Source organism: Cupriavidus sp. H18C1 (genome assembly GCF_049311595.1).
GTDB lineage: Bacteria > Pseudomonadota > Gammaproteobacteria > Burkholderiales > Burkholderiaceae > Cupriavidus > Cupriavidus cauae.
In genome coordinates this window covers 3,069,102-3,092,027 of record NZ_CP186008.1, presented here as the reverse complement: position 1 = coordinate 3,092,027, position 22,926 = coordinate 3,069,102, and the positions used below count along the sequence as shown (strand labels likewise).

The 22,926-nt window shown below is 68.8% G+C and carries 15 protein-coding genes and 3 pseudogenes; 12 read left to right on the top strand and 6 right to left on the bottom strand.

The window, feature by feature from the left end; translation table 11 throughout:
- Positions 1–24 precede the first annotated feature (24 nt).
- Complete coding sequence (locus OJJOAM_RS14280; protein WP_422648336.1) at positions 25–318, top strand: hypothetical protein; 294 nt, start codon at positions 25–27, stop codon at positions 316–318.
- A 66-nt stretch (positions 319–384) separates the two neighbouring features.
- Here the strand turns inward: OJJOAM_RS14280 and OJJOAM_RS14275 are convergent, their stop codons facing one another.
- Positions 385–1,287 carry a GntR family transcriptional regulator gene (locus OJJOAM_RS14275; RefSeq protein WP_422648335.1) on the bottom strand — a complete coding sequence of 301 codons (903 nt, stop codon included), beginning with the start codon at positions 1,285–1,287 and terminating at the stop codon, positions 385–387.
- A gap of 436 nt (positions 1,288–1,723) precedes the next feature.
- Between OJJOAM_RS14275 and OJJOAM_RS14270 the strand changes: the two genes are divergently transcribed.
- The 6 genes and pseudogenes from OJJOAM_RS14270 to OJJOAM_RS14245 all read left to right on the top strand — a co-directional run bounded on the left by OJJOAM_RS14270 (position 1,724) and on the right by OJJOAM_RS14245 (position 11,155).
- Complete coding sequence (locus tag OJJOAM_RS14270; RefSeq protein ID WP_422648334.1) at positions 1,724–2,692, top strand: malate dehydrogenase; 969 nt, start codon at positions 1,724–1,726, stop codon at positions 2,690–2,692.
- 242 nt (positions 2,693–2,934) lie between these two features.
- Complete coding sequence (locus OJJOAM_RS14265; RefSeq protein ID WP_422648333.1) at positions 2,935–3,915, top strand: HpcH/HpaI aldolase/citrate lyase family protein; 981 nt, start codon at positions 2,935–2,937, stop codon at positions 3,913–3,915.
- 262 nt (positions 3,916–4,177) lie between these two features.
- On the top strand, positions 4,178–4,798 hold the full coding sequence (locus OJJOAM_RS14260; RefSeq protein ID WP_422648332.1) for a hypothetical protein: 621 nt from the start codon (positions 4,178–4,180) through the stop codon (positions 4,796–4,798).
- Between the two features lie 83 nt (positions 4,799–4,881).
- Positions 4,882–6,333 (top strand): bifunctional 2-methylcitrate dehydratase/aconitate hydratase, encoded by a 1,452-nt coding sequence (locus tag OJJOAM_RS14255; RefSeq protein WP_422649602.1) that lies wholly within the window; start codon positions 4,882–4,884, stop codon positions 6,331–6,333.
- 267 nt (positions 6,334–6,600) lie between these two features.
- Positions 6,601–9,307 (top strand): annotated as a pseudogene (gene acnA, locus OJJOAM_RS14250) (aconitate hydratase AcnA).
- A 645-nt stretch (positions 9,308–9,952) separates the two neighbouring features.
- The gene (locus OJJOAM_RS14245; protein WP_422648331.1) at positions 9,953–11,155 is read left to right on the top strand and encodes a DUF2863 family protein; all 1,203 of its coding nucleotides are present in this window, start codon (positions 9,953–9,955) and stop codon (positions 11,153–11,155) included.
- Between the two features lie 121 nt (positions 11,156–11,276).
- Here OJJOAM_RS14245 and trmB read toward each other — a convergent pair.
- Positions 11,277–11,955, bottom strand: a pseudogene (gene trmB, locus OJJOAM_RS14240) (tRNA (guanine(46)-N(7))-methyltransferase TrmB).
- Positions 11,956–12,278: 323 nt separating this feature from the next.
- On the opposite strand from trmB, the gene OJJOAM_RS14235 reads away from it, so the two are divergent.
- Positions 12,279–13,928 carry an ABC transporter substrate-binding protein gene (locus OJJOAM_RS14235; protein ID WP_422648330.1) on the top strand — a complete coding sequence of 550 codons (1,650 nt, stop codon included), beginning with the start codon at positions 12,279–12,281 and terminating at the stop codon, positions 13,926–13,928.
- A gap of 149 nt (positions 13,929–14,077) precedes the next feature.
- On the opposite strand, the pseudogene OJJOAM_RS14230 reads toward OJJOAM_RS14235, so the two are convergent.
- The 4 genes and pseudogenes from OJJOAM_RS14230 to OJJOAM_RS14215 form a co-directional block, all read right to left on the bottom strand.
- Positions 14,078–14,991, bottom strand: a pseudogene (locus OJJOAM_RS14230) (spermidine synthase).
- Between the two features lie 80 nt (positions 14,992–15,071).
- Entirely contained in the window at positions 15,072–15,536 is a 465-nt protein-coding gene (locus OJJOAM_RS14225) for a DNA-deoxyinosine glycosylase (RefSeq protein WP_422648329.1), read from the bottom strand.
- 123 nt (positions 15,537–15,659) lie between these two features.
- A complete protein-coding gene (gene htpG, locus OJJOAM_RS14220) occupies positions 15,660–17,585 on the bottom strand; it encodes a molecular chaperone HtpG (RefSeq protein WP_422648328.1) in 1,926 nt (641 codons plus the stop codon).
- A 289-nt stretch (positions 17,586–17,874) separates the two neighbouring features.
- Positions 17,875–19,494, bottom strand: coding sequence for a PLP-dependent aminotransferase family protein (locus OJJOAM_RS14215; RefSeq protein ID WP_422648327.1), 1,620 nt, complete (start codon positions 19,492–19,494; stop codon positions 17,875–17,877).
- Between the two features lie 315 nt (positions 19,495–19,809).
- On the opposite strand from OJJOAM_RS14215, the gene OJJOAM_RS14210 reads away from it, so the two are divergent.
- The 4 genes from OJJOAM_RS14210 to OJJOAM_RS14195 all read left to right on the top strand — a co-directional run bounded on the left by OJJOAM_RS14210 (position 19,810) and on the right by OJJOAM_RS14195 (position 22,902).
- Positions 19,810–20,583: an alanyl-tRNA editing protein gene (locus tag OJJOAM_RS14210; protein ID WP_422649601.1), complete on the top strand. Its 774-nt coding sequence runs from the start codon at positions 19,810–19,812 to the stop codon at positions 20,581–20,583.
- Positions 20,584–20,588: 5 nt separating this feature from the next.
- Entirely contained in the window at positions 20,589–21,242 is a 654-nt protein-coding gene (locus tag OJJOAM_RS14205) for a LysE family translocator (protein ID WP_187829123.1), read from the top strand.
- A gap of 208 nt (positions 21,243–21,450) precedes the next feature.
- Positions 21,451–22,413 carry a DMT family transporter gene (locus OJJOAM_RS14200; RefSeq protein ID WP_422649600.1) on the top strand — a complete coding sequence of 321 codons (963 nt, stop codon included), beginning with the start codon at positions 21,451–21,453 and terminating at the stop codon, positions 22,411–22,413.
- Between the two features lie 33 nt (positions 22,414–22,446).
- Positions 22,447–22,902 (top strand): RidA family protein, encoded by a 456-nt coding sequence (locus tag OJJOAM_RS14195; RefSeq protein WP_149316979.1) that lies wholly within the window; start codon positions 22,447–22,449, stop codon positions 22,900–22,902.
- Positions 22,903–22,926: the final 24 nt, after the last annotated feature.

Below are 22,926 nucleotides of genomic sequence, written 5' to 3'. Positions count from 1 at the left end.
GCGATAAAAAAACGAAAGAGCCGAATGCACAATGTGCAAATCCACGTGATTTTAGCGCCTTTGTTGCGCGGCGCACCAATAATTTTCGACTATCGCACACCAACATGGCGGCCGCGACAATCGCGCGCAACGCCATCGCGCGACGATCTCGCGGCGCCGGATATCACGCTGCAATCACGCTGCAACGACGCTGCAATCACCGCGCAATCACGCCACCAACGCGCATCCAACACGCAGCCCAACTCGCGCAGCCGCGGCGCATTTTGTCCACCCTCGCCGCGCATTCCGATCGCCCTGCGCAATGCCGGCCGCCGTTGACCGCGTGGCGCGCAACAATCGCCCGCGTCATGCGTTGTCCCGCGCGTGGGTGCGCGGCGGCGCCGTTCAGCTCAGATCGTTCTGGTAATAGTGCCGCGTGGTCACATACAGCCCGCGCCGCACTTCGACGGGACGGTCGCCATAGGTGAACGAGACCCGCTCCACCGACAGCAGCGGCGAACCCGGTTGGACCGACAGCAGCGCGGCCGCGGTCTCGTCGGCGCTGACCGCCCGGATCTTCTCGGTGGCGCGCACCATGCGCGTGCCGTACTCGGCCTCGAACAGCGCGTACATCGGCCCTTTCCACTCGGTCAGCTTCTCCGCCGTCAGGCCCTTGAAGTTCGCGCCCAGCAGCCAGATGTCGTCGAGCACGGTGGCCTCGCCGGAGAAGAACAGCACGCGGCGGATCTGCACCACGCTGTCGCCGGTGCGGATGTCGAGCAGCCGCGCGATCTCGGCCGGCGCCCGCAGGCGCTTGCATTCGAGCACCCGGCTGGCGCCGTAATGCGGCTCGCCCTCGTCGGGGACCAGCCGCAGGAATCGGAACTTGACCACGTCCTCGTGATGGGTCGTCACGAAGGTACCCTTGCCCTGCCGGCGCGCGACCAGGTTCTCGGCCGCGAGCTCGTCGATGGCCTTGCGCACCGTGCCCTGGCTGACCTTGTAGCGTGCCGCCAGCTCCATCTCGCTGGGGATCATCTCGCCCGGCTTCCATTCGCCGGACTGCAGGCTCTGCAGGATCAGCGACTTGATCTGCTGGTAAAGCGGGCTGAAAGTGGGGGAAACGGCCTGGGAAGCGGCGGTGGCAACGGCCGGAGGGACGGCTCCGGCGGCGGCGCCCGAAGCGGCGCTGGAAGCGCCCGGCGCGCTGGCGGACGTGGACGCCGACGTCCCGGCGCCGGGCGTGGCGGCGCCATCTTGCGCGGCCGTCACGGCGGCGGCGGCGAGGGACGTGGGCAACGTGGACATAGGCGGATTTCACCACAGATCGGCGAAGCGCGTCCAGCACTGCATCAAATGTCTTATGTCTTATATAAGACATATGAATTGACAGCCCCTGCGACGGCGCCTACACTCGCGCCCTGTCGTGCGCCCGCGGCGCGCCCACGGTTTCGCGCCCCGGGTGCGCCGTGGTGCGGTTCGCCGCCCGCCTCGGCCGGAATACGGCTGGATGCGGTCCCCGGCTTCGCAGTAGACTTACGCCTTGTCGTCATCCGCGACCCGCCGCGGCACCTCCGCCCGCCCTGCCGAGCGCGGCGCCGGACGGTGCGCCGCCGCCCGTGGCGACAACCTCGCTCCCGGTGTGCCCCGGCGCAATGGCGCGACAATCGCGCGCCGCGCCTCGTGCCGCACCGGCCGGTTTCCCTTTCTTCGTTTGGAGACTTACAGATGGCTAAAGCCCCCCATGCGCGTCGCAGTGACCGGCGCCGCTGGCCAGATCGGCTACTCCCTGCTGTTCCGCATCGCCAACGGCGACATGCTCGGCAAAGACCAGCCGGTCATCCTGCAGCTGCTGGACCTGCCGCAGGCCCAGAACGCCGTCAAGGGCGTCGTGATGGAGCTGGAAGACTGCGCGTTCCCGCTGCTGGCCGGCGTGGTGATCACCGACGATCCCAAGGTCGCGTTCAAGGACGCTGACGTCGCGCTGCTGGTCGGCGCCCGTCCGCGCAGCAAGGGCATGGAGCGCAAGGACCTGCTCGAAGCCAACGCGCAGATCTTCACGGTGCAGGGCAAGGCGCTGGACGAAGTCGCCAGCCGCAACGTCAAGGTGCTGGTGGTCGGCAACCCGGCCAACACCAACGCCTATATCGCGATGAAGTCGGCACCGAACCTGCCGAAGGAAAACTTCACCGCGATGCTGCGCCTGGACCACAACCGCGCGCTGTCGCAGATCGCCGCCAAGACCGGCAAGCCGGTGTCGTCGATCGAGAAGCTGTTCGTCTGGGGCAACCACAGCCCGACCATGTACGCCGACTACCGCTACGCGACCGTCGACGGCCAGAGCGTCAAGGACCTGATCAACGACCACGCCTGGAACAACGACGTGTTCCTGCCGACCGTCGGCAAGCGCGGCGCCGCCATCATCGAGGCGCGCGGCCTGTCGTCGGCCGCCTCGGCCGCCAATGCGGCGATCGACCACGTGCGTGACTGGGTGCTGGGCTCGAACGGCAAGTGGGTCACGATGGGCATCCCGTCGGACGGCTCGTACGGCATTCCGCAGGACGTGATGTTCGGCTTCCCGGTCACCACCGCCAACGGCAAGTACGAACTGGTCAAGGGCCTGGAGATCGACGCCTACAGCCAGGAAAAGATCAACATCACGCTGAAGGAACTGGAAGAGGAACGCGCCGGCGTGCAGCACCTGCTGGGCTGATACCCTTCCCTTTTTCCGCATGCGAAACCGGGGCGCCGCATCGAAGCATCGAAGCGGGCCCCCGGTTTTTTGTTGGTCGCCGCGTAGGCGTACGTCCGATACCGGCCGCGCCGCCTTCGCTGTAAACGGGTTGTTCCGGCGTTTGCCGACATGGCCGCCCTCCGCCCCGATGGCGACCGGGCACGCCGACCCGCTCCCGAATTTTCCCGAATCCCTCTCCCACCGTTAGAGACGAAGACGACGTGCATCCATCCGAAGTCTTGTTCCAGGGCGAAGCCGTACCGGTCCAGCTGCCGGTCTGCGACCACTATGCCGGCAGCGAGAAGCTGATGCGCAAATCGCTGGCGCTGCAGCAGGAGCTCGGCCCGGTATTCGACCTGACGCTCGATTGCGAGGACGGCGCCGCGGTCGGCAGCGAGCGCGAGCACGCGCAGCTGTGCGCGCAGCTGATCAACGGCCCGCTGAACCTGTACAACCGCGTCGGCGTGCGCATCCACGACCCGGCGCATCCGAGCTGGAGCGACGACGTCGATATCCTGGTCGCGGGCGCCGGCGCGCGGCTGGCCTATGTGACGGTGCCCAAGGTCACCGACGTGGTCGAGGTCGCCCGCGTGACCGACCGCGTCAACCAGGCCGCGCGCGCAGCCGGCATCGCCCGCCATATCCCGATCCACGTGCTGATCGAGACCCACGCCGCGCTCGAGCAGGTGTTCCGCATCGCCTCGCTGGTGCAGGTCGAATGCCTGAGCTTCGGCCTGATGGATTTCGTGTCGGCGCATCACGGCGCGATCCCGGGCGAGGCGATGCGCTCGCCGCAGCAGTTCGAGCATCCGCTGGTGCGCCGCGCCATGCTGGAGATCTCGGCGGCCTGCCATCGCCACGGCAAGGTGCCCTCGCACAACGTCAGCACCGATATCCAGAACCCGGAGCGCGCCGGCGACGACGCGCGCCGCGCCCGCGCCGAGCTCGGCTTCCTGCGCAAATGGAGCATCCATCCGGCGCAGATCGCGCCGATCGTGCGGGCCTTCCAGCCGGGCGACGAGGAGATCGGCCTGGCCAGCGCGATCCTGCTGGCCGCGCACGAGAACAACTGGGCGCCGATCCGGCACCAGGGCGAACTGCACGACCGCGCCAGCTACCGCTACTACTGGGCGCTGCTGCAGCGCGCCCATGCGACCGGCGCCACGCTGCCGGCGAATGTGACGGAGCTGTTTTTCGGCTAGGCCGGCGCCGGGCATCGCCAATGACGGTGCGCCGGCGGTTCGGCAAATCGGCGAGAATAGCGGCGCCGCGTCTGGCGTGAACCCGGCAGACCGGCAGGCCGCAAGGCCAAGACCAATCCGGGACCCGTATCCAGGACCAAGGACACGGGACTCAGGATCCAAGACCAATAAGCGCGACAGCGCAGAATCCGCAGATCCAGATCCGATTTCAGATTCAGACCTGCAATTTCCGCATCCACCCATCATCTCGAGGAAGTATCCGATGAAACACCTCCTGCTCGCCGCCTGCCTCGGCGCCTTCACGCTGTCGGCCGGAAGCGCCGCCATCGCCCAGGAAACCGCCAAGAAGGCCAGCACGGCCAAGAAGAGCGCCGCCAAACCCAAGGCCAAGGCCAGCAGCAAGAAAGGCACGACCAAGACGGCGGCCGCCGCCCCGGTGGTGCCGGAAGGCGAGAAGTGGCAGTGCGAACTGGGCAAGTCGCTGTACGTCGCCGGCAACATGCTGCGCGACGAAGTGATCACCGTGCACTGGGACGGCCGTAACCACCGCCTGCCGCGCCAGGCCACGGTGACCGGCGCCGACCGCTATTTCGACCCGCAATCGGGCCTGGACCTGGTGGTGATCCCGAGCAAGGCCATGCTGTTCAACCGCAACCACGGCCAGCGCCTGGCGGACGAATGCCAGACCACCGCGATGCTGGCCGGCGCCGCCGCGCCGACCCAGTCCGGCGCGCTGCGCGCCCCGGTGACCACGCCGCTGCTGGTCGCGCCGCCGACGTCCGCTGCGCCGGCCACGCCGGCCCAGGACGGCCAGCCCGCCGCGCCGTCTGCCGCCGCCCCGGCCGCCGGCGCCACCGAGCAGCAAGCGGCGCCGCGCCAGTAAGACGCGGCACCCGGCCCCCGCGCCCGCGTGCCGCGCGGGGCCACGCAGCACCACACCGAGGGGGAAGTGTCGTGTCCGCAGCCATTCCGAATCTCCATCCGAACGTCCGGCCCGAGCCGGACCAGGTACTGGTCGACATCGCCGACTATGTGGCCCGGTACCAGGTCAAGAGCGCCCTCGCCTACGACACCGCCCGCAACTGCCTGATCGACACGCTCGGCTGCGGCCTCGAGGCGCTGTCCTACCCCGCCTGCACCAAGCTGCTCGGCCCCATCGTCCCCGGCACCGTCGTGCCGCACGGCGCCCGGGTCCCCGGCACCCAATTCCAGCTCGACCCCGTACAGGCCGCCTTCAACATCGGCACGATGATCCGCTGGCTGGACTTCAACGACACGTGGCTGGCGGCCGAATGGGGCCATCCGTCCGACAACCTGGGCGGCATCCTGGCCACCGCAGACTGGCTGTCGCGCCAGCGCGTGGCGGGCGGCAGGAAGCCGCTGACGATGAAGGACGTGCTGACCGCGATGATCAAGGCCCACGAGATCCAGGGCTGCATCGCGCTGGAGAATTCGTTCAACAAGGTGGGGCTGGACCACGTGGTGCTGGTCAAGGTGGCCTCCACCGCCGTGGTCGCGCAGATGCTGGGCCTGTCGCGCGACGAGATCGTCAATGCGCTGTCGCTGGCCTGGGTCGACGGCCAGAGCCTGCGCACCTATCGGCATGCGCCGAATACCGGCAGCCGCAAGAGCTGGGCCGCCGGCGACGCCACCAGCCGCGCGGTGCGGCTGGCGCTGATCGCCAGGACCGGCGAGATGGGGTATCCCTCGGTGCTGACGGCCAAGACCTGGGGCTTCTACGACGTGCTGTTCGACGGCAAGCCGTTCCGCTTCCAGCGCCCGTACGGCAGCTACGTGATGGAGAACGTGCTGTTCAAGATCTCGTTCCCGGCCGAATTCCACGCGCAGACCGCGGTCGAAGCCGCGATGACACTGCACGGGCTGCTGAACGGGATGGGTCGCAGCGCGGCGGAAATCCGCCGCGTGACCATCCGCACCCACGAAGCGTGCCTGCGCATCATCGACAAGAAGGGGCCGCTGGCCAATCCGGCCGACCGCGACCACTGCATCCAGTACATGGTGGCGGTGCCGCTGCTGTTCGGCCGGCTGACCGCCGAGGATTACGAGGACAGCGTCGCCGCCGATCCGCGCATCGACGCGCTGCGGGAAAAGATCGTCTGCGTCGAGGATGCCGGCTTCACCGCCGACTATCACGATCCGGACAAGCGCTCGATCGCCAACGCGCTGACGGTGGAGCTGGCCGACGGCACGGTGCTGCCCGAGGTGGCGGTCGAATTCCCGATCGGGCACCGGCGCCGGCGCGACGACGGCATCCCGCTGCTGGTCGAGAAATTCCGCACCAACCTGGCGCGCCGCTTTCCGCCGAAACAGCAGCAGGCGATCCTGGACGTGTCGCTGGACCAGGCGGCGCTGGAAGCGATGCCGGTGCACGAGTACGTCGATTTGTATGTCATATAGCGTCGCCTCGGCATCGTTGGATGCCGCTCCGGCGCTTCGGGTCATCATCCCAAGATGTGATTTGTTCCGCTCTTTTACTGGTATAGGACGCGCGAGGCCGAAGTGGCGTGCCGGTTGCCCGGGCCGAACGTGACGCATAAAGTAATGCTGATGCCGTCACGCCGGCGCCGCAGTCGCCGCCCGCCACGTCATGTCGATGCGCAGCGCAGTTCGCACAACGTCCGCACGAAGTCCCGCAAATAGCACCTCTTCGATTGGAGTCAGGCAATGCCCCACAACTTGAACGACACGCTCAAAGAATTCCAGATCGGCCCTTCCGCGAAGGGACAGTTCTACTCGCTGCCGCAGCTGGGCAAGGCCCTGGGCGTCGCCATCGAGCGCCTGCCGGTGTCGATCCGCCTGGTGCTCGAATCGGTGCTGCGCAACTGCGACGGCAAGAAGGTGACCGAGGAGCACGTGCGCCAGTTGGCCAACTGGGACCCGACCGGCGCGCGTGTCGACGAGATTCCCTTCGTGGTCGCCCGCGTGGTGCTGCAGGACTTCACCGGCGTGCCGCTGCTGGCCGACCTGGCCGCGATGCGCAACGTCGCCGAGAAGATGGGCCAGAACCCGAAGAAGATCGAGCCGCTGGTTCCGGTCGACCTGGTCGTCGACCACTCGGTGCAGGTCGACCACTTCCGCGAGAAGAAGGCGCTGGACCTGAACATGCAGCTCGAATTCCAGCGCAACAACGAGCGCTACCAGTTCATGAAGTGGGGCATGCAGGCGTTCGACACGTTCGGCGTGGTGCAGCCCGGCTTCGGCATCGTGCACCAGGTCAACCTCGAATACCTGGCGCGCGGCGTGCACCGCAAGGACGGCATCTACTACCCCGACACGCTGGTCGGCACCGACTCGCACACGACCATGATCAACGGCATCGGCGTGGTCGGCTGGGGCGTTGGCGGCATCGAGGCCGAGGCCGGCATGCTGGGCCAGCCGGTCTACTTCCTGACGCCGGACGTGGTCGGCGTGGAGCTGCAGGGCCGGCTGCGCGAGGGCGTCACCGCCACCGACCTGGTGCTGACGATCACCGAAATGCTGCGCCGCGAGAAGGTGGTCGGCAAGTTCGTCGAGTTCTTCGGCGAAGGCACCGCCAGCCTGTCGGTGCCGGACCGCGCCACCATCGGCAACATGTCGCCGGAGTACGGCGCGACCATGGGTTTCTTCCCGGTCGACGAGAAGACCATCGAATACTTCCGCGGCACCGGCCGCACGCCCGACGAGATCGCCGCGTTCGAGGCGTATTTCCGCGCCCAGGAACTGTTCGGCGTGCCGCGCGCCGGCGAGATCGACTACACCAAGGTGCTGACGCTGGACCTGTCGACGGTGGCGCCGTCGCTGGCGGGCCCGAAGCGTCCGCAGGACCGGATCGAGATCGGCAACGTCAAGCAGACCTTCGCCGACCTGTTCAGCAAGCCGGTCGCCGAGAACGGCTTCAGCAAGGACCCGGAGGACCTGGAGCGCGTCTACAAGACCTCGGACGGCATCCCGGTGCGCAACGGCGACGTGCTGATCGCGGCGATCACCTCGTGCACCAACACCTCCAACCCGAGCGTGATGCTGGCCGCCGGCCTGCTGGCCAAGAAGGCGGTGCAGGCGGGCCTGCACGTGGCGCCGCACATCAAGACCTCGCTCGCTCCCGGCAGCCGCGTGGTGACCGAATACCTGAAGGCCGCGGGCCTGCTGCCGTATCTGGAGAAGCTCGGCTTCGGCGTCACCGCCTACGGCTGCACCACCTGCATCGGCAACGCCGGCGACCTGACGCCGTCGCTGAACGAGGCCATCGTGCAGAACGACCTGGTGGCCGCCGCGGTGCTGTCCGGCAACCGCAACTTCGAGGCGCGCATCCATCCGAACATCCGCGCCAACTTCCTGGCCTCGCCGCCGCTGGTGGTGGCCTACGCGATCGCCGGCAACATCCTGTGCGACCTGATGACCGAGCCGCTGGGCAAGGGCAAGAACGGCCGCGACATCTATATCGGCGACATCTGGCCGACCTCGGACGAGGTCAATGCGCTGATGCGCTTCGCGATGGACGAGGAGACCTTCAAGGACAACTACGAGAAGGTCAAGAAGCCGAGCACGCTGTGGGGCAAGATCAAGGGCACCTCGGGCCAGGTCTACGACTGGCCCAAGTCGACCTATATCGCGCAGCCTCCCTTCTTCGAGAACTTCACGATGGAGCCCGACAGCGGCGCGCGCAGCATCCGCGGCGCCCGCGCGCTCGGCATCTTCGGCGACTCGGTGACCACCGACCACATCTCGCCCGCGGGCTCGATCAAGGACACCTCGCCGGCCGGCAAGTACCTGCTCGAGAACGGCGTGCTGAAGGCCGACTTCAACAGCTACGGCTCGCGCCGCGGCAACCATGAGGTGATGATGCGCGGCACCTTCGCCAACGTGCGCATCAAGAACCTGATGATCCCGCCGCGGGAAGACGGCACCCGCGTCGAGGGCGGCTACACGCTGTTCCAGCCGTCCGGCGAGCAGCTGTCGATCTACGACGCGGCGATGCGGTACATCGCCGAGGGCACGCCGACGGTGGTGTTCGGCGGCGAGGAATACGGCACCGGCTCGTCGCGCGACTGGGCCGCCAAGGGCACGCAGCTGCTGGGGGGTCAAGGCGGTGATCGCGCGCAGCTTCGAGCGGATCCACCGTTCGAACCTGGTCGGCATGGGCGTGCTGCCGCTGCAGTTCAAGGGCGAGGACAGCGCGCAGTCGCTGGGCCTGACCGGCACCGAGACCTTCGACATCGAAGGCATCGAGGGCGAGCTGCGGCCGCAACAGGACGTCACGCTGGTGATCCACCGCGATGGCGGCCAGACCCAGCGCGTGCCGCTGCTGCTGCGCATCGACACGCCGATCGAGGTCGACTACTTCAACCACGGCGGCATCCTGCCTTTCGTGCTGCGGCAGTTGCTGGTGGCGTAAAACGACGCGCCATGAAGGCCGCGCCATGGCCCCCGGTGGCATTCGCCGCTCGGGGCGATGGCGCGGTCATCGCCTTGTCATGGCTCCGTCATCGCTGCTTCATGGCTGCTTCATGGCTGCTTCATGGCTGCTTCATGGCTGCTTCATGGCCGCATGTAAGTTCCACGCAAGCCTGCGCTGCCACACTCGGTCTCATCGATAGAACAGCGCGGCCCCTCCCCGGCGGCCGCCAACGAGACCTCGGAGACAAGCATGGCCAAGATCCTGATCGCCTTTATCGTCATCGCCGGCGCCGCCCTGATGCTGCTGATGCAGGGAGGCGGCGACGTCTCGATGGGTGGCGAGCAACACGGCACCGAGACGCACGCCCCGGCCTCGGGCGAGGCCAAGACCCAGAAGTGACCGGGCAGCCCTGACGGGCTGGTGGCAAGGCGGACACCGTTCCGATGCGTCGCCCGGCAGCACCGCGCCGGTCCGGCAGATCCCTGCCGAATCGCTTGCGGGTGCACACGCCATGCGGGCGATGCCGACACCCCGACGATGCGGCGCATGGCACATCCATCAGGGTTTGCCCATGTGTTGGCTGGGCGGTGTCAACGCAACGAGTAGAATACCGTTTTACCGAAAAACGGATGAACTCAGCATATGGCAGGTTTTCGCCCCAAGGCCTCTCAACGACTGTCGCCGGACGCCGAGCGTCTCGTCGCCGACGCGCTCGCACTCGATGCGTCGGGTAGCCGCATGGAGGACGCGTATTGGGAACGGCGCCTATCGCAACGCCTGGGCCGGCTGCTGAAAAACGGCAGCCAGTCGGCGCTGGACGCCGCGCTCGAGCATCTGTTCAAGCACAACGTCGACGCCTCCGACGTCCTGGCCGAGCAGGCCGAGACGCTGGCCGAGTCGGCCACGGTCGAGATCGATGGCGTGCGCTACGACGCGCTGCTGATCGCGGCGCCGATCCTGGCCCACACCCGCTACGCGATTCCGTCGGGCGCGCTCAAGCCCGAGCAGGCGCAGACGCTCGCTGTGCATCTGCAGGCCCATGTGGTGGCCTCGAATGCCCGCATGGCGCTGTCGCCGTATCTGTACAGCATCGACCAGCTGCCGCGCACCCATAGCGACACCTTCGCGCTGACCCACAAGCTGATCTCGGCCGCGCTGGGCGGCGTCGCGCCCAAGGTCGACCTGCGCGACCTGCCCGAGACCGCGCCGATCCTGGCCGATCCGCGCTATCTGCTGGCGGTGGTGGTCGCCCAGCACGAGCAGCCGCTGTTCCGCTGGCAGGAGGAATCGAAGGAGCACCACGCCGAGCGCTCGGTGTGCCTGGAGCAATGGCGCACCCAGGTCCAGCCCTCGCTGGCGCTGCTGCTGCCGGGCTGCGAATTCGAACTGCTGCTGCCCGACGCCTTCTTCCTGTCGTGCCGCGAGTCGGACAAGAGCATCCGTCCGCTGACGGTGCGCGCGGCGGTCAACTACCTGTGCGGCACGCTCGATATCACCGCCGGCCAGCTGGCGGCCGTCACCGCGGCCTTCGGCGAGGACGAGGTCGAGGAATACCGCGTCGCCTTCACGATGCGCGGCGAGAAGGACGTGATCTACGGCATCGTCTGGCCGGTCTACGGCCGCGAGTCGGGCGAGATCGACGACAGCGGGCAAGGCAATCCGCTCGAGCAGATCTGCGAGGAACTGCGCAACGCCGGCGTCGACGACATCTTCCGCCACGCCTCGCTGTTCGATCCCGAGTACTGCGAGGACTGCGGCACGCCGCTGTACGCCGACCGCTCCGGCGAGATCGTGCACGCCGAGCTGCCCGAGGACGCGCCGACGCAGCAGCCGCTGTTCCACTGAACCGCGCGAAGCGTCCCCGGAACCCGTCAACGGCCCGCCACCCAGCGGGCCGTTGTCATTGGAGCGGTGGCCGTTGTGATTGGAGCGGGGATTGGAGCGGGGATTGGGGCGCGGGCCGTCGTCATTGCGGCGCCGGCCCCCCGCTGACGCAGCGCCACAGCGGATGGCCCGAGGCCTGGTACTTGCGCTCGAACGGCGTCATCGGCTGCTCCGGATGCCAGGGTTCGGTACGGGCGGGCCGGCCCACCAGCGCCAGCGCCTGCGCGAATTCGTCGATATACACCGGCCAGTTGCTGCGGCACTCCAGATAGTCTCCGCAGGCGGCCAGCGTGGGAAACACCGCATGGCCGTGCCAGCGCCGCCCGAGATGCCCGATCTTCGGCCAGGGATTGGGGTACAGCACGTAGTGGCGCGCCACCGCGATGCGGTCGCGCTGCAGCAGGCGCCAGACGTCGACCAGATCGGCGCGCGCCCAGACGAAGTTCTCCGGCAGCGCGCCCTGCCACCAATCCTTGCCGGCGGTCAGCCCGCTTCGCGGACTGGTCCACGCCGATGACGAAATGGTCCGGAAAGGCCTGCGCCAGCCGCAGCGTGCTTTCGCCGACGCCGCAGCCGGCATCGAGGATCAGCGGCGCGCCGCCGGCGCCCTGCCAGCTGGCGAGCGCCGCGTCGAGCGCGCGCCGGCTGACCTCGCCGATCGGCTTGCGGAACGGTTCGGCGAGATGGCGGGCGACGCGGGTGGCGAGCTGCTGGTGGGCATCGGTCTGGGCCGATGCGATCGGGCGGGAGTTGGCGAACATGGGCGCGATTCTACCGGGCGGGCTCCGACGGGCGCTCGTTGGTGGACGTGCTTCGGTGCTTCGGTGCTTCGGTGGAGGGGCTTCGGTGGGACGCGCGTCGGTTCGGGCGCGCCGTGCCTACGCGCCCCCGGCGCCTCCAATGGCCATAAGCATATGACGCACGCATCGCACGCCGGCCGCGATTTATCGGCACAATGCGCACGAAGCCATCCGCGAACCCGCCTGCCCGGCGTGGCCGCCGCCCCGTCGATGCGCCGATGCGTCGATGCCCAGGACCGGCAAGGCCCTCCGCCGCGCAGGCCCGTACCAGGAGCCAACGAACGATGCCGCACCGCCAACGCCCCCTTCTCAAGTCCCGCCAGACGTCCCCCGCCCTGCCCTCGCGCCGCGGCTGGCTGCGCACCAGCGCCGCGCTGCTGGCCACGCTGGGCGCCAGCGCGGCCTTCACGCTGCTGCCCGCGGGCTCCGCCCAGGCCGAGGACCTGCGCATCGGCCTGGCGGCCGACGTCACGTCGATGGACCCGCACTGGAACAATGCCGGGCCCAACAACGCGATCGCGCTGCATATCTTCGAATCGCTGGTGTTCATGGACAAGAACGCCCGCTATATCCCGGGCCTGGCGCTGTCGTGGAAGCCGATCGACCCCACCACCTGGGAAATCAAGCTGCGTCCCAACGTCAAATGGCACGACGGCTCGCCCTTCACCAGCGAGGACGTCAAGGCGTCGCTGCAGCGCCCCGAGAAGCTGACCAACGCGCCCGGTTCGTTCACCAGCTACACCAAGCCGATCGCGCGCATCGACACGCCGGACCCGCTGACGGTGCGGCTGACCATGAACGTGCGCAACTACGCCAACCTCGCCAACGACCTGAACAGCGTGCCGATCATGCCCAAGCGCATCGCGGCCACGCTGAACCAGACCGACTTCGACAGCGGCAAGGCGATGATCGGCACGGGGCCGTTCAAGTTCGTCCGCTTCGCGCGCGGCAGCGAGATCGTGATGGAGCGCAATCCGGACTACTGGGGCCCGAAGCCCCAGTGGGACCGCGCGGTATTCCGCATCATCACCGACAGCGGCGCGCGCACCTCGGCGCTGCTCGCCGGCGATGTCGACGTGATCGAGAGCGTGCCGTCGGCCGACGTGGCCAAGCTGAAGAAGGACGCGCGCTTTCGCATCGAGCAGCAGGTCTCGTGGCGCACGATCTTCTGGCAGATGGACCAGTGGCGCGACGATCCGCCCTATGTGACCGACCGCGCCGGCAAGCCGCTCGGCAAGAACCCGTTCAAGGACGCGCGCGTGCGCGCCGCGATCAGCCATGCGCTGAACCGCGACGCGATCGTCTCGCGCATCATGGAAGGCCTGGCGGTGCCGGCCTCGTCGATCGTCTCGCCGCAGATCTTCGGCCATCCGGGCACCAAGCCGGACGCCTACGATCCGCAGCGCGCCAGGCAGTTGCTGGCGCAGGCGGGCTACCCGAACGGCTTCGGCCTGACGCTGCATGCGACCAACAACCGCTATCTGAACGATGCCGCGGTGGCGCAGGCCACCGCCAGCATGCTGACGCGCATCGGCATCCAGACCAAGGTCGAGACGATGCCGGTGGCGGCGTACTTCACGCGCGCGCGCCAGGGCGATTTTTCCTTCCAGATGCTGGGCTGGGGCTCGGCTGCGGCCGACGTCGCGCTGCGCTCGATCACGGGCACGCCCGATCCCAAGACGGGCTACGGCACGTGGAACTGGGGGCGCTACAGCAATCCGCAGCTGGACAAGCTGATCGAGACCTCGTTGACCACGATCAGCGGCGACAAGGCGCGCGAGGAGAACGCGCGCAGCGCGGCCAGGTTCGCACTGGCCGACCACGCCATCATTCCGTCGCACAGCCAGCTGGCGATGTGGGCGATGCGCAAGGGCGTACGCTACGAAGCCCGCACCGACGAATGGTCGCTGGCGCAGTTCTTCCACAAGGAATAACGGCGGGCGGGAGGAACCACCTCGCTCTCCCCCGACTCTCCCGCCCCTCTCCCCCCCTGATCGGGAGAGGGAGAACCCCTGAGCAGAAATCCGGCGAGAGGCGCCCCTCTCCCGCGCGCGGGAGAGGGGCCGGGGGAGAGGGCCGCGGCTTAAATCCGCAGCCGCTCTTCCTGCCGCGCATTCGCGCGGCGCAAGCCCTTGACCCACTGCCGCGCCGGCAGCCCGGTCGCTTCCTGCACCACGCGCGCGCCTGGTCCAGGGTCTCCCAGTCGATATCGATCGCCGGCCCGTTGAAGGCAAGCGCGATCACGTTGCCGTCGTGCACCTCGGGGAACACCAGCACGCGGTCGTCGAACGCCTCGCAGATCCGCACGATGTTCTTCGGGAAGCTGTCGTGGTCGCCGAACAGGTTGATCGTCATCACGCCGGGGGCCTTTAGCACGCGCCGGCAGGCCTTGTAGAAGGCCGTGGTGTCGAGCACCGGACCGCGCGCGGTGGCGTCGTACAGATCGACCTGCAGCACGTCGTGCGCGCTAGTGCTGGCGGGGTCCATCACATAGTCCCAGGCGTCCTGCTCGCGCACGCTCAGCCGCGCATCGTCATCGCGCAGGCCGAACATGCTGCGGCCGGCGACGATCACCGCCGGGTTCAGTTCGACCGCGGTCACGCGAGCCTTGGCGAAATGCCGATGGCAGAACTTGGTCAGCGAGGCCGCGCCCAGCCCAAGCTGCGCGATATGGAAGTCGCGCTGCGACGGCGACAGGAACAGCAGCCAGGCCATCATCTGCTGCGCGTATTCGAGCTCGATCGCGTCGGGCTTGCGCAGCCGCATCGCGCCCTGCACCCACTCGGTACCGAAATGCAGATAGCGCACGCCATTCCATTCGGAGAAGGTCACCGGCGCAAAACGCGGCGTCATCCGTTTTTCGTCGCGGCGATCCTCCGCCGCACCGAGATCGGAGGCGGTGTCGCGATCGTGGCGGCGCGCGGCGCGCTCGCGTTCGCCTCGCGCGGGGCGGCGGGAAGCCACGGCTTCGATCGATTTTCGTTTCAACAGGGTCATCAGTCAGCAATGCGGCAGGCTACGGAAAGACTGCCCGGTTCCAAGGCGTCCAAGGAGTCCGACGGGCGGTCCGCGTCAAATCACGGCCGCGATTGTGACAGAAGCGCGCGCCACAGCTCCAGCTTCTGCTCGAAGCTGCGCGCGGCATGGGCGGGGCTCGACGAGGGCAGCACCACGGTCTCGTAGCCGGCCGCGGCGAATTGCGGCGCGAAGCGGCCCGAGGTGCCGCCGTTGAAACCGACGCGGCGCAGCGCCGGTGCGAGCTGCCGCAGGCGCTCGAAATCGTTGGCCTGCGGATGGCGGATATTGGAATCGAGGCTGCCGGGGCGCACGCAGGCGCCCAGCACGTCCCAGATGCCGACGCGATGCGCCAGCACGCGCGTCAGCCGTTCCGCATAGGGCAGCTCGGGCAGCGGCTCGCCGAGCAGCGCGCCCAGCAGCGGCCAGAACTGGTTGCGCGGATGCGCGTAGTACTGGCGCGCCGCCAGCGAGGCGGCGCCCGGGAAGCTGCCGAGGATCAGCACACGGGTATGGCGGTCGATCACCGGCGGCAGACCTTGCTGCAGGTCCGCCGGTACCTCCGGTGTTGCAACGGGCGTTGCACCGGGTAATGCCCCCCGCTGCCCCCTCCGGTCGCGCCGCCCGTGGCGCCCCACGCCGGGCCGGCATCAGGCCAGCAGCTTGTTGATCCGCTGCACGTAGGCCGCCGGATCCTCCAGCATGCCGCCCTCGGCCAGCAGCGCCTGGTCGAACAGCACGTGCACGCGGTCGGCGAACGCATCGGCATCGCCATCGGCCTGGGCGTCGGCCCCTGCGAGCTGGCGCAGCTTGCCGACCAGCGCATGCGACGGATTCAGTTCCAGGATCGGCTTGGTCTGCGGCGCCTTCTGGCCGGCCTGCTTCAGCAGCCGCTGCAGATAGCCGCTGATCTCGCCCTCGTCCGACACCAGGCACGAGGCCGAGTCGGTCAGGCGCAGCGTCACGCGCACGTCCTTGGCCTTGTCGGCCAGCACCTCCTTCGCGCGCGTCAGCACGTCCTTCCATTCGTCCTCCGCCTTCTGCTGCTCGGCCTTTTCCTCTTCGTCGGCCAGCGCGCCCAGGTCCAGGCCGCCGCGCGCGACCGATACCAGCTCCTTGCCGTCGAACTCGTTCAGGAAGGACAACATCCATTCGTCGACGCGGTCCGTCAGCAGCAGGACCTCGATGCCCTTCTTGCGGAACACTTCCAGATGCGGGCTCGCCTTGGCGGCATTCCACGTGTCGGCGGTCACGTAGTAGATCTTGTCCTGGCCTTCCTTCATGCGACCGACGTAGTCGGTCAACGACACGGTCTGCTCGGCCGAGTCCTGGTGCGTGGAGGCAAAGCGCAGCAGCTTGGCCAGCCGCTGCTGGTTGGCCGTGTCCTCGCCCAGGCCTTCCTTGAGCACCTGGCCGAACTGCTGCCAGAAGCTCGCGTACTTGTCGCGCTCGGCCTGCTCCTCGCTGTCGGCCATCGCCTCGAGCATCGACAGCACGCGCTTGGTGCTGCCCTCGCGGATCGCCTTGACGTCGCGGCTTTCCTGCAGCAGCTCGCGCGAGACGTTCAGCGGCAGGTCGGACGAATCGATCACGCCCTTGACGAAGCGCAGGTAGTTCGGCAGCAGCTGCTCGGCGTCGTCCATGATGAAGACGCGCTTGACGTACAGCTTCAGGCCGCCGCGGTGGTTGCGGTCCCACAGATCGAACGGCGCGCGCGCCGGGATGTACAGCAGCTGCGTGTATTCGTTGCGGCCTTCGACGCGGTTGTGCGTCCACGCCAACGGCTTCTCGTGGTCGTGCGCGATGTGCTGGTAGAAGGCGACGTACTGCTCGTCGGTGATGTCGCTCTTGGCGCGGGTCCACAGCGCGCTGGCCTGGTTGACGCTCTCCCACTCGTCGGTGCGCTTGTACGCGCTGGTGTCGGCGTCCCAGACCTCCTTGGGCATGCGGATCGGCAGCGAGATATGGTCGGAGTACTTGCGGATGATGTCCTTGAGCTTCCACGCCGACAGGAAGTCGTCCTCGCCCTCGCGCAGATGCAGCGTGATGGCGGTGCCGCGCTCGGCGCGCTCGATCGCATCGACGGTGAACTCGCCGTCGCCGCCGCTCTCCCAGCGCACCGCCTCCGAGGCGGGCACGCCGGCGCGGCGGGTCTCGACGGTGACGCGGTCGGCGACGATGAAGGCCGAGTAGAAACCGACGCCGAACTGGCCGATCAGCGCGGCGTCCTTCTGCTGGTCGCCCGACAGCTGCTCGAAGAATTCCTTGGTGCCGGAACGCGCGATCGTGCCCAGGTTGCGAATCGCCTCGTCGCGGCTCATGCCGATGCCGTTGTCGGTGATCGTGATGGTGCGGGCCTTGCTGTCGGTCTCGATGCGGATCGCCAGGTCGGCGTCGTTCTCCAGCAGCGCGGGATTGGCGATCGCCTCGAAGCGCAGCTTGTCGGTGGCATCCGAGGCGTTCGAGATCAGCTCGCGCAGGAAGATCTCCTTGTTGCTGTACAGGCTGTGGATCATCAGATGCAGCAGCTGCTTGACTTCCGCCTGGAAGCTCATCGTCTCGTGCGTGGCGTTCATGGTTCTCCTCGTGAATGGATCCGGGCGCCGCCGCCGCGCAAGGCGGCAGCGCCATCGTGCAATTCGCGTCGCCGCGGCGGGCCTGGCATGACGCTGGGCCAGGGCCGGCATGGCCGCGCCGGTGGCGGCCAGATAGGGACGCCCCGGCGGTTTTTCAAGTGGTGGCCGCGGCACGGCGGGGGCGGCTCGGTGGTGGCCGCGGCGCGGCCGGGGGCGGCTCGGTGCCCCCCCCAAGCCAAGGGTAGGGCCCCGCCACGGCCAGGGGGACGCGGCACGGCCCCGGCCCCGGCTACAACCGGTCCAGCTGGCGCGCCAGGAAGTCCAGCATCTGCGGATCGTGGCCGCAGGCGACGTTGAAGCGCATCCAGCCCGACGGCAGCTGCGACGGCGAGAACAGGCTGCCGGGCGCGAACAGGTAGCCCTCCTCGTGCCCGGCGGTGGCGATCGCATTGGTATCGCGCCCGGTATCGGCCCACAGGTACATGCCGGCATGCTGGCCGGGAAACAGCGTCAGACCAAGCTTCTCCAGCGCGTGCCGGGTCTCGTCGCGCGCCCGCTCGAGCCGGTTGCGCACGCGCTCGACGTGCTTGCGGTAGTGCCCCTCGGTCAGCACCTTGTACAGCACGCGCTCGTTGATCTCCGGCGTGGCGAGCCCCGCCAGCAGCTTGGCGTCGGTCAGGCTCTGCACCAGTTCGGGACGGGCCGCGACGAAGCCGACCCGCAGATTGGCCGCCAGCGTCTTGGAGAAGCTGCCGAGGTAGACCACGCGCTTGAGCTGGTCCAGGCTCGCCAGCCGCGTGGCCGGATGGCCGGGCGGGCACAGGTCGCAGTAGATGTCGTCCTCGACCACCAGGAAGTCGTACTGCTCGGCCAGCCGCAGCAGCTGGAAGGCCTTGGCGGCCGACAGCGAGGTGCCGGTCGGGTTGTGCAACACCGAATTGAGGATCAGCAGCCTGGGACGGTGGGCCTGCACGATGCGCTCCAGCGCTTCGAGGTCCGGGCCCTCCGCCGTGTACGGCACGCCGATCACCTGCGCGCCCTGGGCGGCGAAGCGGGCGAACATCACGAACCAGGCCGGATCGCCGACCAGCACCGGATCGCCGGGCCGGACATACAGGCGCGCGATCAGGTCCAGCGCCTGCGTGATGCCCGAGGTCAGCAGGATCTGCTCGGGCGCGGCGCCGATCTCCAGTTCGGCCAGCCGCGTGCGCAGCTGCTGGCGCAGCGGCAGGAAGCCCTCGGGCGTGCCGCTGGCGAGGAAATGGCTGCCCGGCTGGCGCGCCAGGCCGCGCAGCGCGCTGCCGATCAGCTCGCCGTCGAGCCAGTCGTTGGGCAGGAAGCCCAGCCCCGGCGCCTTGCGCGGCTCGGCCCGGTGGAACATGTTGCGCAGCAGCCAGGGCACGTCGATATTGCGCGACCCATGCGGCGCCGGCGGCGCGGCCTCACTGGGCAAGCCCGCGCCCAGGCCCGGACCGATGCCCGGCCCGCGCTCGCGCACGAAGAAGCCCGAGCCCCGCCGCGATTCGAGGTAGCCCAGCGCGACCAGCCGGTCGTAGGCCTCGACCACGGTAAAGCGCGAGATGCCCTTGTCCTGCGCGAGTTGCCGGATCGACGGCATGCGCATGCCGGGGCGGAACACCCGCTCCTCGATCCGCATCCGCGCCCATTCGGTCAGTTGCCCGACCAGCGTCATCTGCGCCGACGGCACCGGGTCGGGCAGGCTGCCGGCGGCCGACAGCTCGCCGGATGCCGTGGGGGCCGACGGCAACACCAGCCGCAGCGGACGGCGATTGCCGGCGCGCGCGGGCCGGCCGGCGGCCTCGGCCTTCGCTTCGCCGAACGCGTGCCCCGCCGGCGGCGCTGGCTCGCTGTCGCCGTGCGGCGTTCCGGCATGATTTCCTGTTTCCATGGACGGCCCCCCGAAAACTGTACTGAGGATCAGCAGAATAACTGTATCGGTACTGTACCGACAACCTTGTCTAACATCGACCCACGTTGAAAGCCTGCCGGGCATCACCTGAGGGCCGGCGCCAGGCTGTCCGGGCGGCACCGCCGTGCCGGGACAGGCGGCCGCACCGGTACAGGCCCAGAGGCACCGCCGACCCAATAGCGATACCCAGGCCGATACCAGCGATACTCGCGATACCGCTGATATCCCGCGGTATCCGCCGATATCCGCGATTTCCCCGCAGAACAAAGGAGACTCCCGATGTCCGACACCCTGTTGCCGCCGACGCGCAAGCGCTTCGACGAGGACGCCTATCTCGACCGCTGCAGCGCCACCGTGCTGGCGGTACTGCCCGAAGGCATCGTGCTCGACGAAACGGTCTGCTACGCGCGCAGCGGCGGCCAGGCCGGCGACACCGGGGCCCTGACGCTGGCCGACGGCAGCACGATCGCGCTGGCCGAGACCCTTTACGCGGCCGACCGCAGCGCGATCCTGCACGTGCCCGCGCCCGACCAGGCGCTGCCCGCGCTGGCCCCGGGCGACCGCGTCACCGTGGCGATCGACTGGGCGCGCCGCCATCGGCTGATGCGCCTGCACACCTGCCTGCATCTGCTCGGCTCGCTGATCCCGGTGCCGGTCACCGGCTGCAACATCAACCCGGACACCGCGCGGATCGACTTCGACCTGCCCGAATCGACGCTGGACAAGGCCGATCTGACCGAACGCCTCAATGCGCTGATCGCCGCCGATACGCCGGTGCGCATCGACCGCATCACGCCGGAGCAACTGGCGGCCGAGCCGGACCTGGTGCGCACCATCGGCGCGGCGCCGCCGGCGGGCACCAGCCAGATCCGCATCATCGAGATCCCCGGCATCGACCGCCAGCCCTGCGGCGGCACCCATGTCGCCGCGGTCGGCGAGATCGGCCCGGTGGTGGTGACCAAGATCGAGAAAAAGAGCCGCACCAACCGGCGCGTGGTGGTGAACTTCGCCGAAGCGGCCGGCCAGGCCACGATTGCCGACGCCGGCCCGGCGCGCGCCGCGGCATGAGTCCGATGCCGATCGATGCGGCCCTGCCCGCCTGGCTCGCCGGCCTGTCCGTCACGCAGTTTGCCGCGCTGCTGTCGCTGATGACGGTCGGCCTGTTCACGCCCGGCCCCAACACCACCATCGCCGCGGTAACCGGCGCCAACTTCGGCCTGCGCGCGACGCTGCCGCACTGCATCGGCGTCGCGCTCGGCTTCGCCAGCATCCTGGCGCTGTGCGCGGCAGGGGTCGGCGCGCTGATCGTCGCCAGCCCGGTACTCGCCACGATCGTCCATCTGGCGGGCGTCGCCTACCTGCTGTGGCTGGCCGCGAAAATCGGCCGCAGCGCCGCGCTCAGCGACCGGCAGGTGCTGGCGCCGCTGTCGGTCTGGCAGTCGGTGGCGCTGCAGTACGCCAACATCAAGGCCTGGATGCTCGCGCTGGCGATCGCCGCCTCGTACATGTCCGGGGCCGAGTCTCCGCTGCAGCGGGGCCTGCTGGTGTGCGCGGTGTTCGGCGTGTTCGGCTTTCTCAGCAATGGCGCCTATGGCGCGATGGGCGCGTCGCTGCGCCAGTGGCTGCAGGTGGGCCAGCGCATCCGCTGGTTCAATCGCGCGATGGGGCTGGCGCTGGCCGCGACCGCGCTGTGGATCGCCTTCGCCGGGCGGCCGGCGATGCCGTAGCGAACGCAAAAGCCGCCGCAAGAACAGCGCACAAGCACAGCCGCACAAGCACAGCCGCACAAGAACAGTCGCTCAAGAACGCCACCGAAGACCAGTCCCCACCAGAACAGCCCCGCATGAACGCCTGCAAGACCACCCGCAAGCACGCCACCAGGACCCTGCCATGACGCAACGCGACACCGCCGCGCCCCGTCCCTCGCGCGCGGCCATGCCGGCCGAGGCCCCAAGCGGCGGCATGCTGCTCGGCTTCATCGGCGTGGCGATCTTCAGCCAGACGCTGCCGTTCACGCGCATGGCGGTGGCCGAGCTCGACGCCACCTTCGTCGCGCTGGCCCGCGCGCTGGTGGCGACGCTGCTCGCGCTGGCGTTGCTGTGGCAGCGCGGCGCGCTGTCCGCGGCGCGCCGTCCGCGCGGCGGCCAATGGTTCCGGCTGGCCGTGACCGCGCTCGGCGTGGTGATCGGCTTTCCGCTGTTCTCGTCGCTGGCGATGCGCGAGGTGCCGGCCAGCCACGGCGCGATCGTGATCGGGCTGCTGCCGCTGGCCACCGCGGTGTTCGCCGCCTGGTTCGGCCGCGAGCGGCCGTCGGTGGCCTTCTGGGCAGCGGCGCTGGCCGGCAGCGCGCTAGTGGTCGGCTTCGCGCTGTGGCAAGGCGCCGGCGCGCTGCAGCACGCCGACTGGCTGCTGTTCGCCGCGATGGTGCTGGGGGCGCTCGGCTATGCCGAGGGCGGCAAGCTGTCGCGCGAGCTGGGCGGGCTCGAGACCATCAGCTGGGCGCTGGTCGTGTCGCTGCCGGTGGTGCTGCCGACGGTCGCCTGGATGGCCGCGCAGACCCTGCCGCAGATCGCCGCCGCGTCGGCGCACGCATGGCTCGGCATGGCCTACGTCTCCCTCTTTTCGATGTTCATCGGCTTCGTCTTCTGGTACGCCGGACTGGCGAAAGGGGGCGTGGCCCGCGTCGGCCAGATACAATTGCTGCAGCCGTTCATGACGCTGGCCGGCGGCGCCTGGCTGCTGGCCGAGCCGCTCGACGCGCCGACCATCGGTTTCGCCGTCGCGGTGATCGCGGTGGTGGCGCTGGGGCGCCGGACCGCGGTGCGTGCCGCGCCCGGGTCCGCCACGTCGGGCCCGTCCGCTGCGTCCGCGGGCCTGCCGCCCGCACGATCCCGCTGAACCCTCACGACCTCTCGCACAACAGGAGTCTGCATGTCCGTCTATGACACCCTCGCCCGCCTGGGCATCGAACTGCCGACCGCCGGCGCCCCCGCCGCCGCCTACGTGATGGCCGCGCAGACCGGCAACACGGTCTTCCTGTCGGGCCATATCGCCCGCAAGGACGGCAAGCCGTGGGTCGGCAAGCTCGGCGACCAGCTGGGCACCGAAGAGGGCAAGGCGGCGGCGCGCGCGATCGCGATCGACCTGCTGGCGACGCTGCACGCGCACGTCGGCGACCTGAACCGCGTGACGCGCATCGTCAAGGTGATGAGCCTGGTCAATTCGACGCCGGACTTCACCGAGCAGCACCTGGTCACCAACGGCTGCTCCGAGCTGCTGGCCGAAGTGTTCGGCGACAAGGGCAAGCATGCCCGCAGCGCGTTCGGCGTCGCGCAGATTCCGCTGGGCGCCTGCGTCGAGATCGAGATGATCGTCGAGGTCCAATAAAGCCAGCCCCAACTTTTCAGGCGT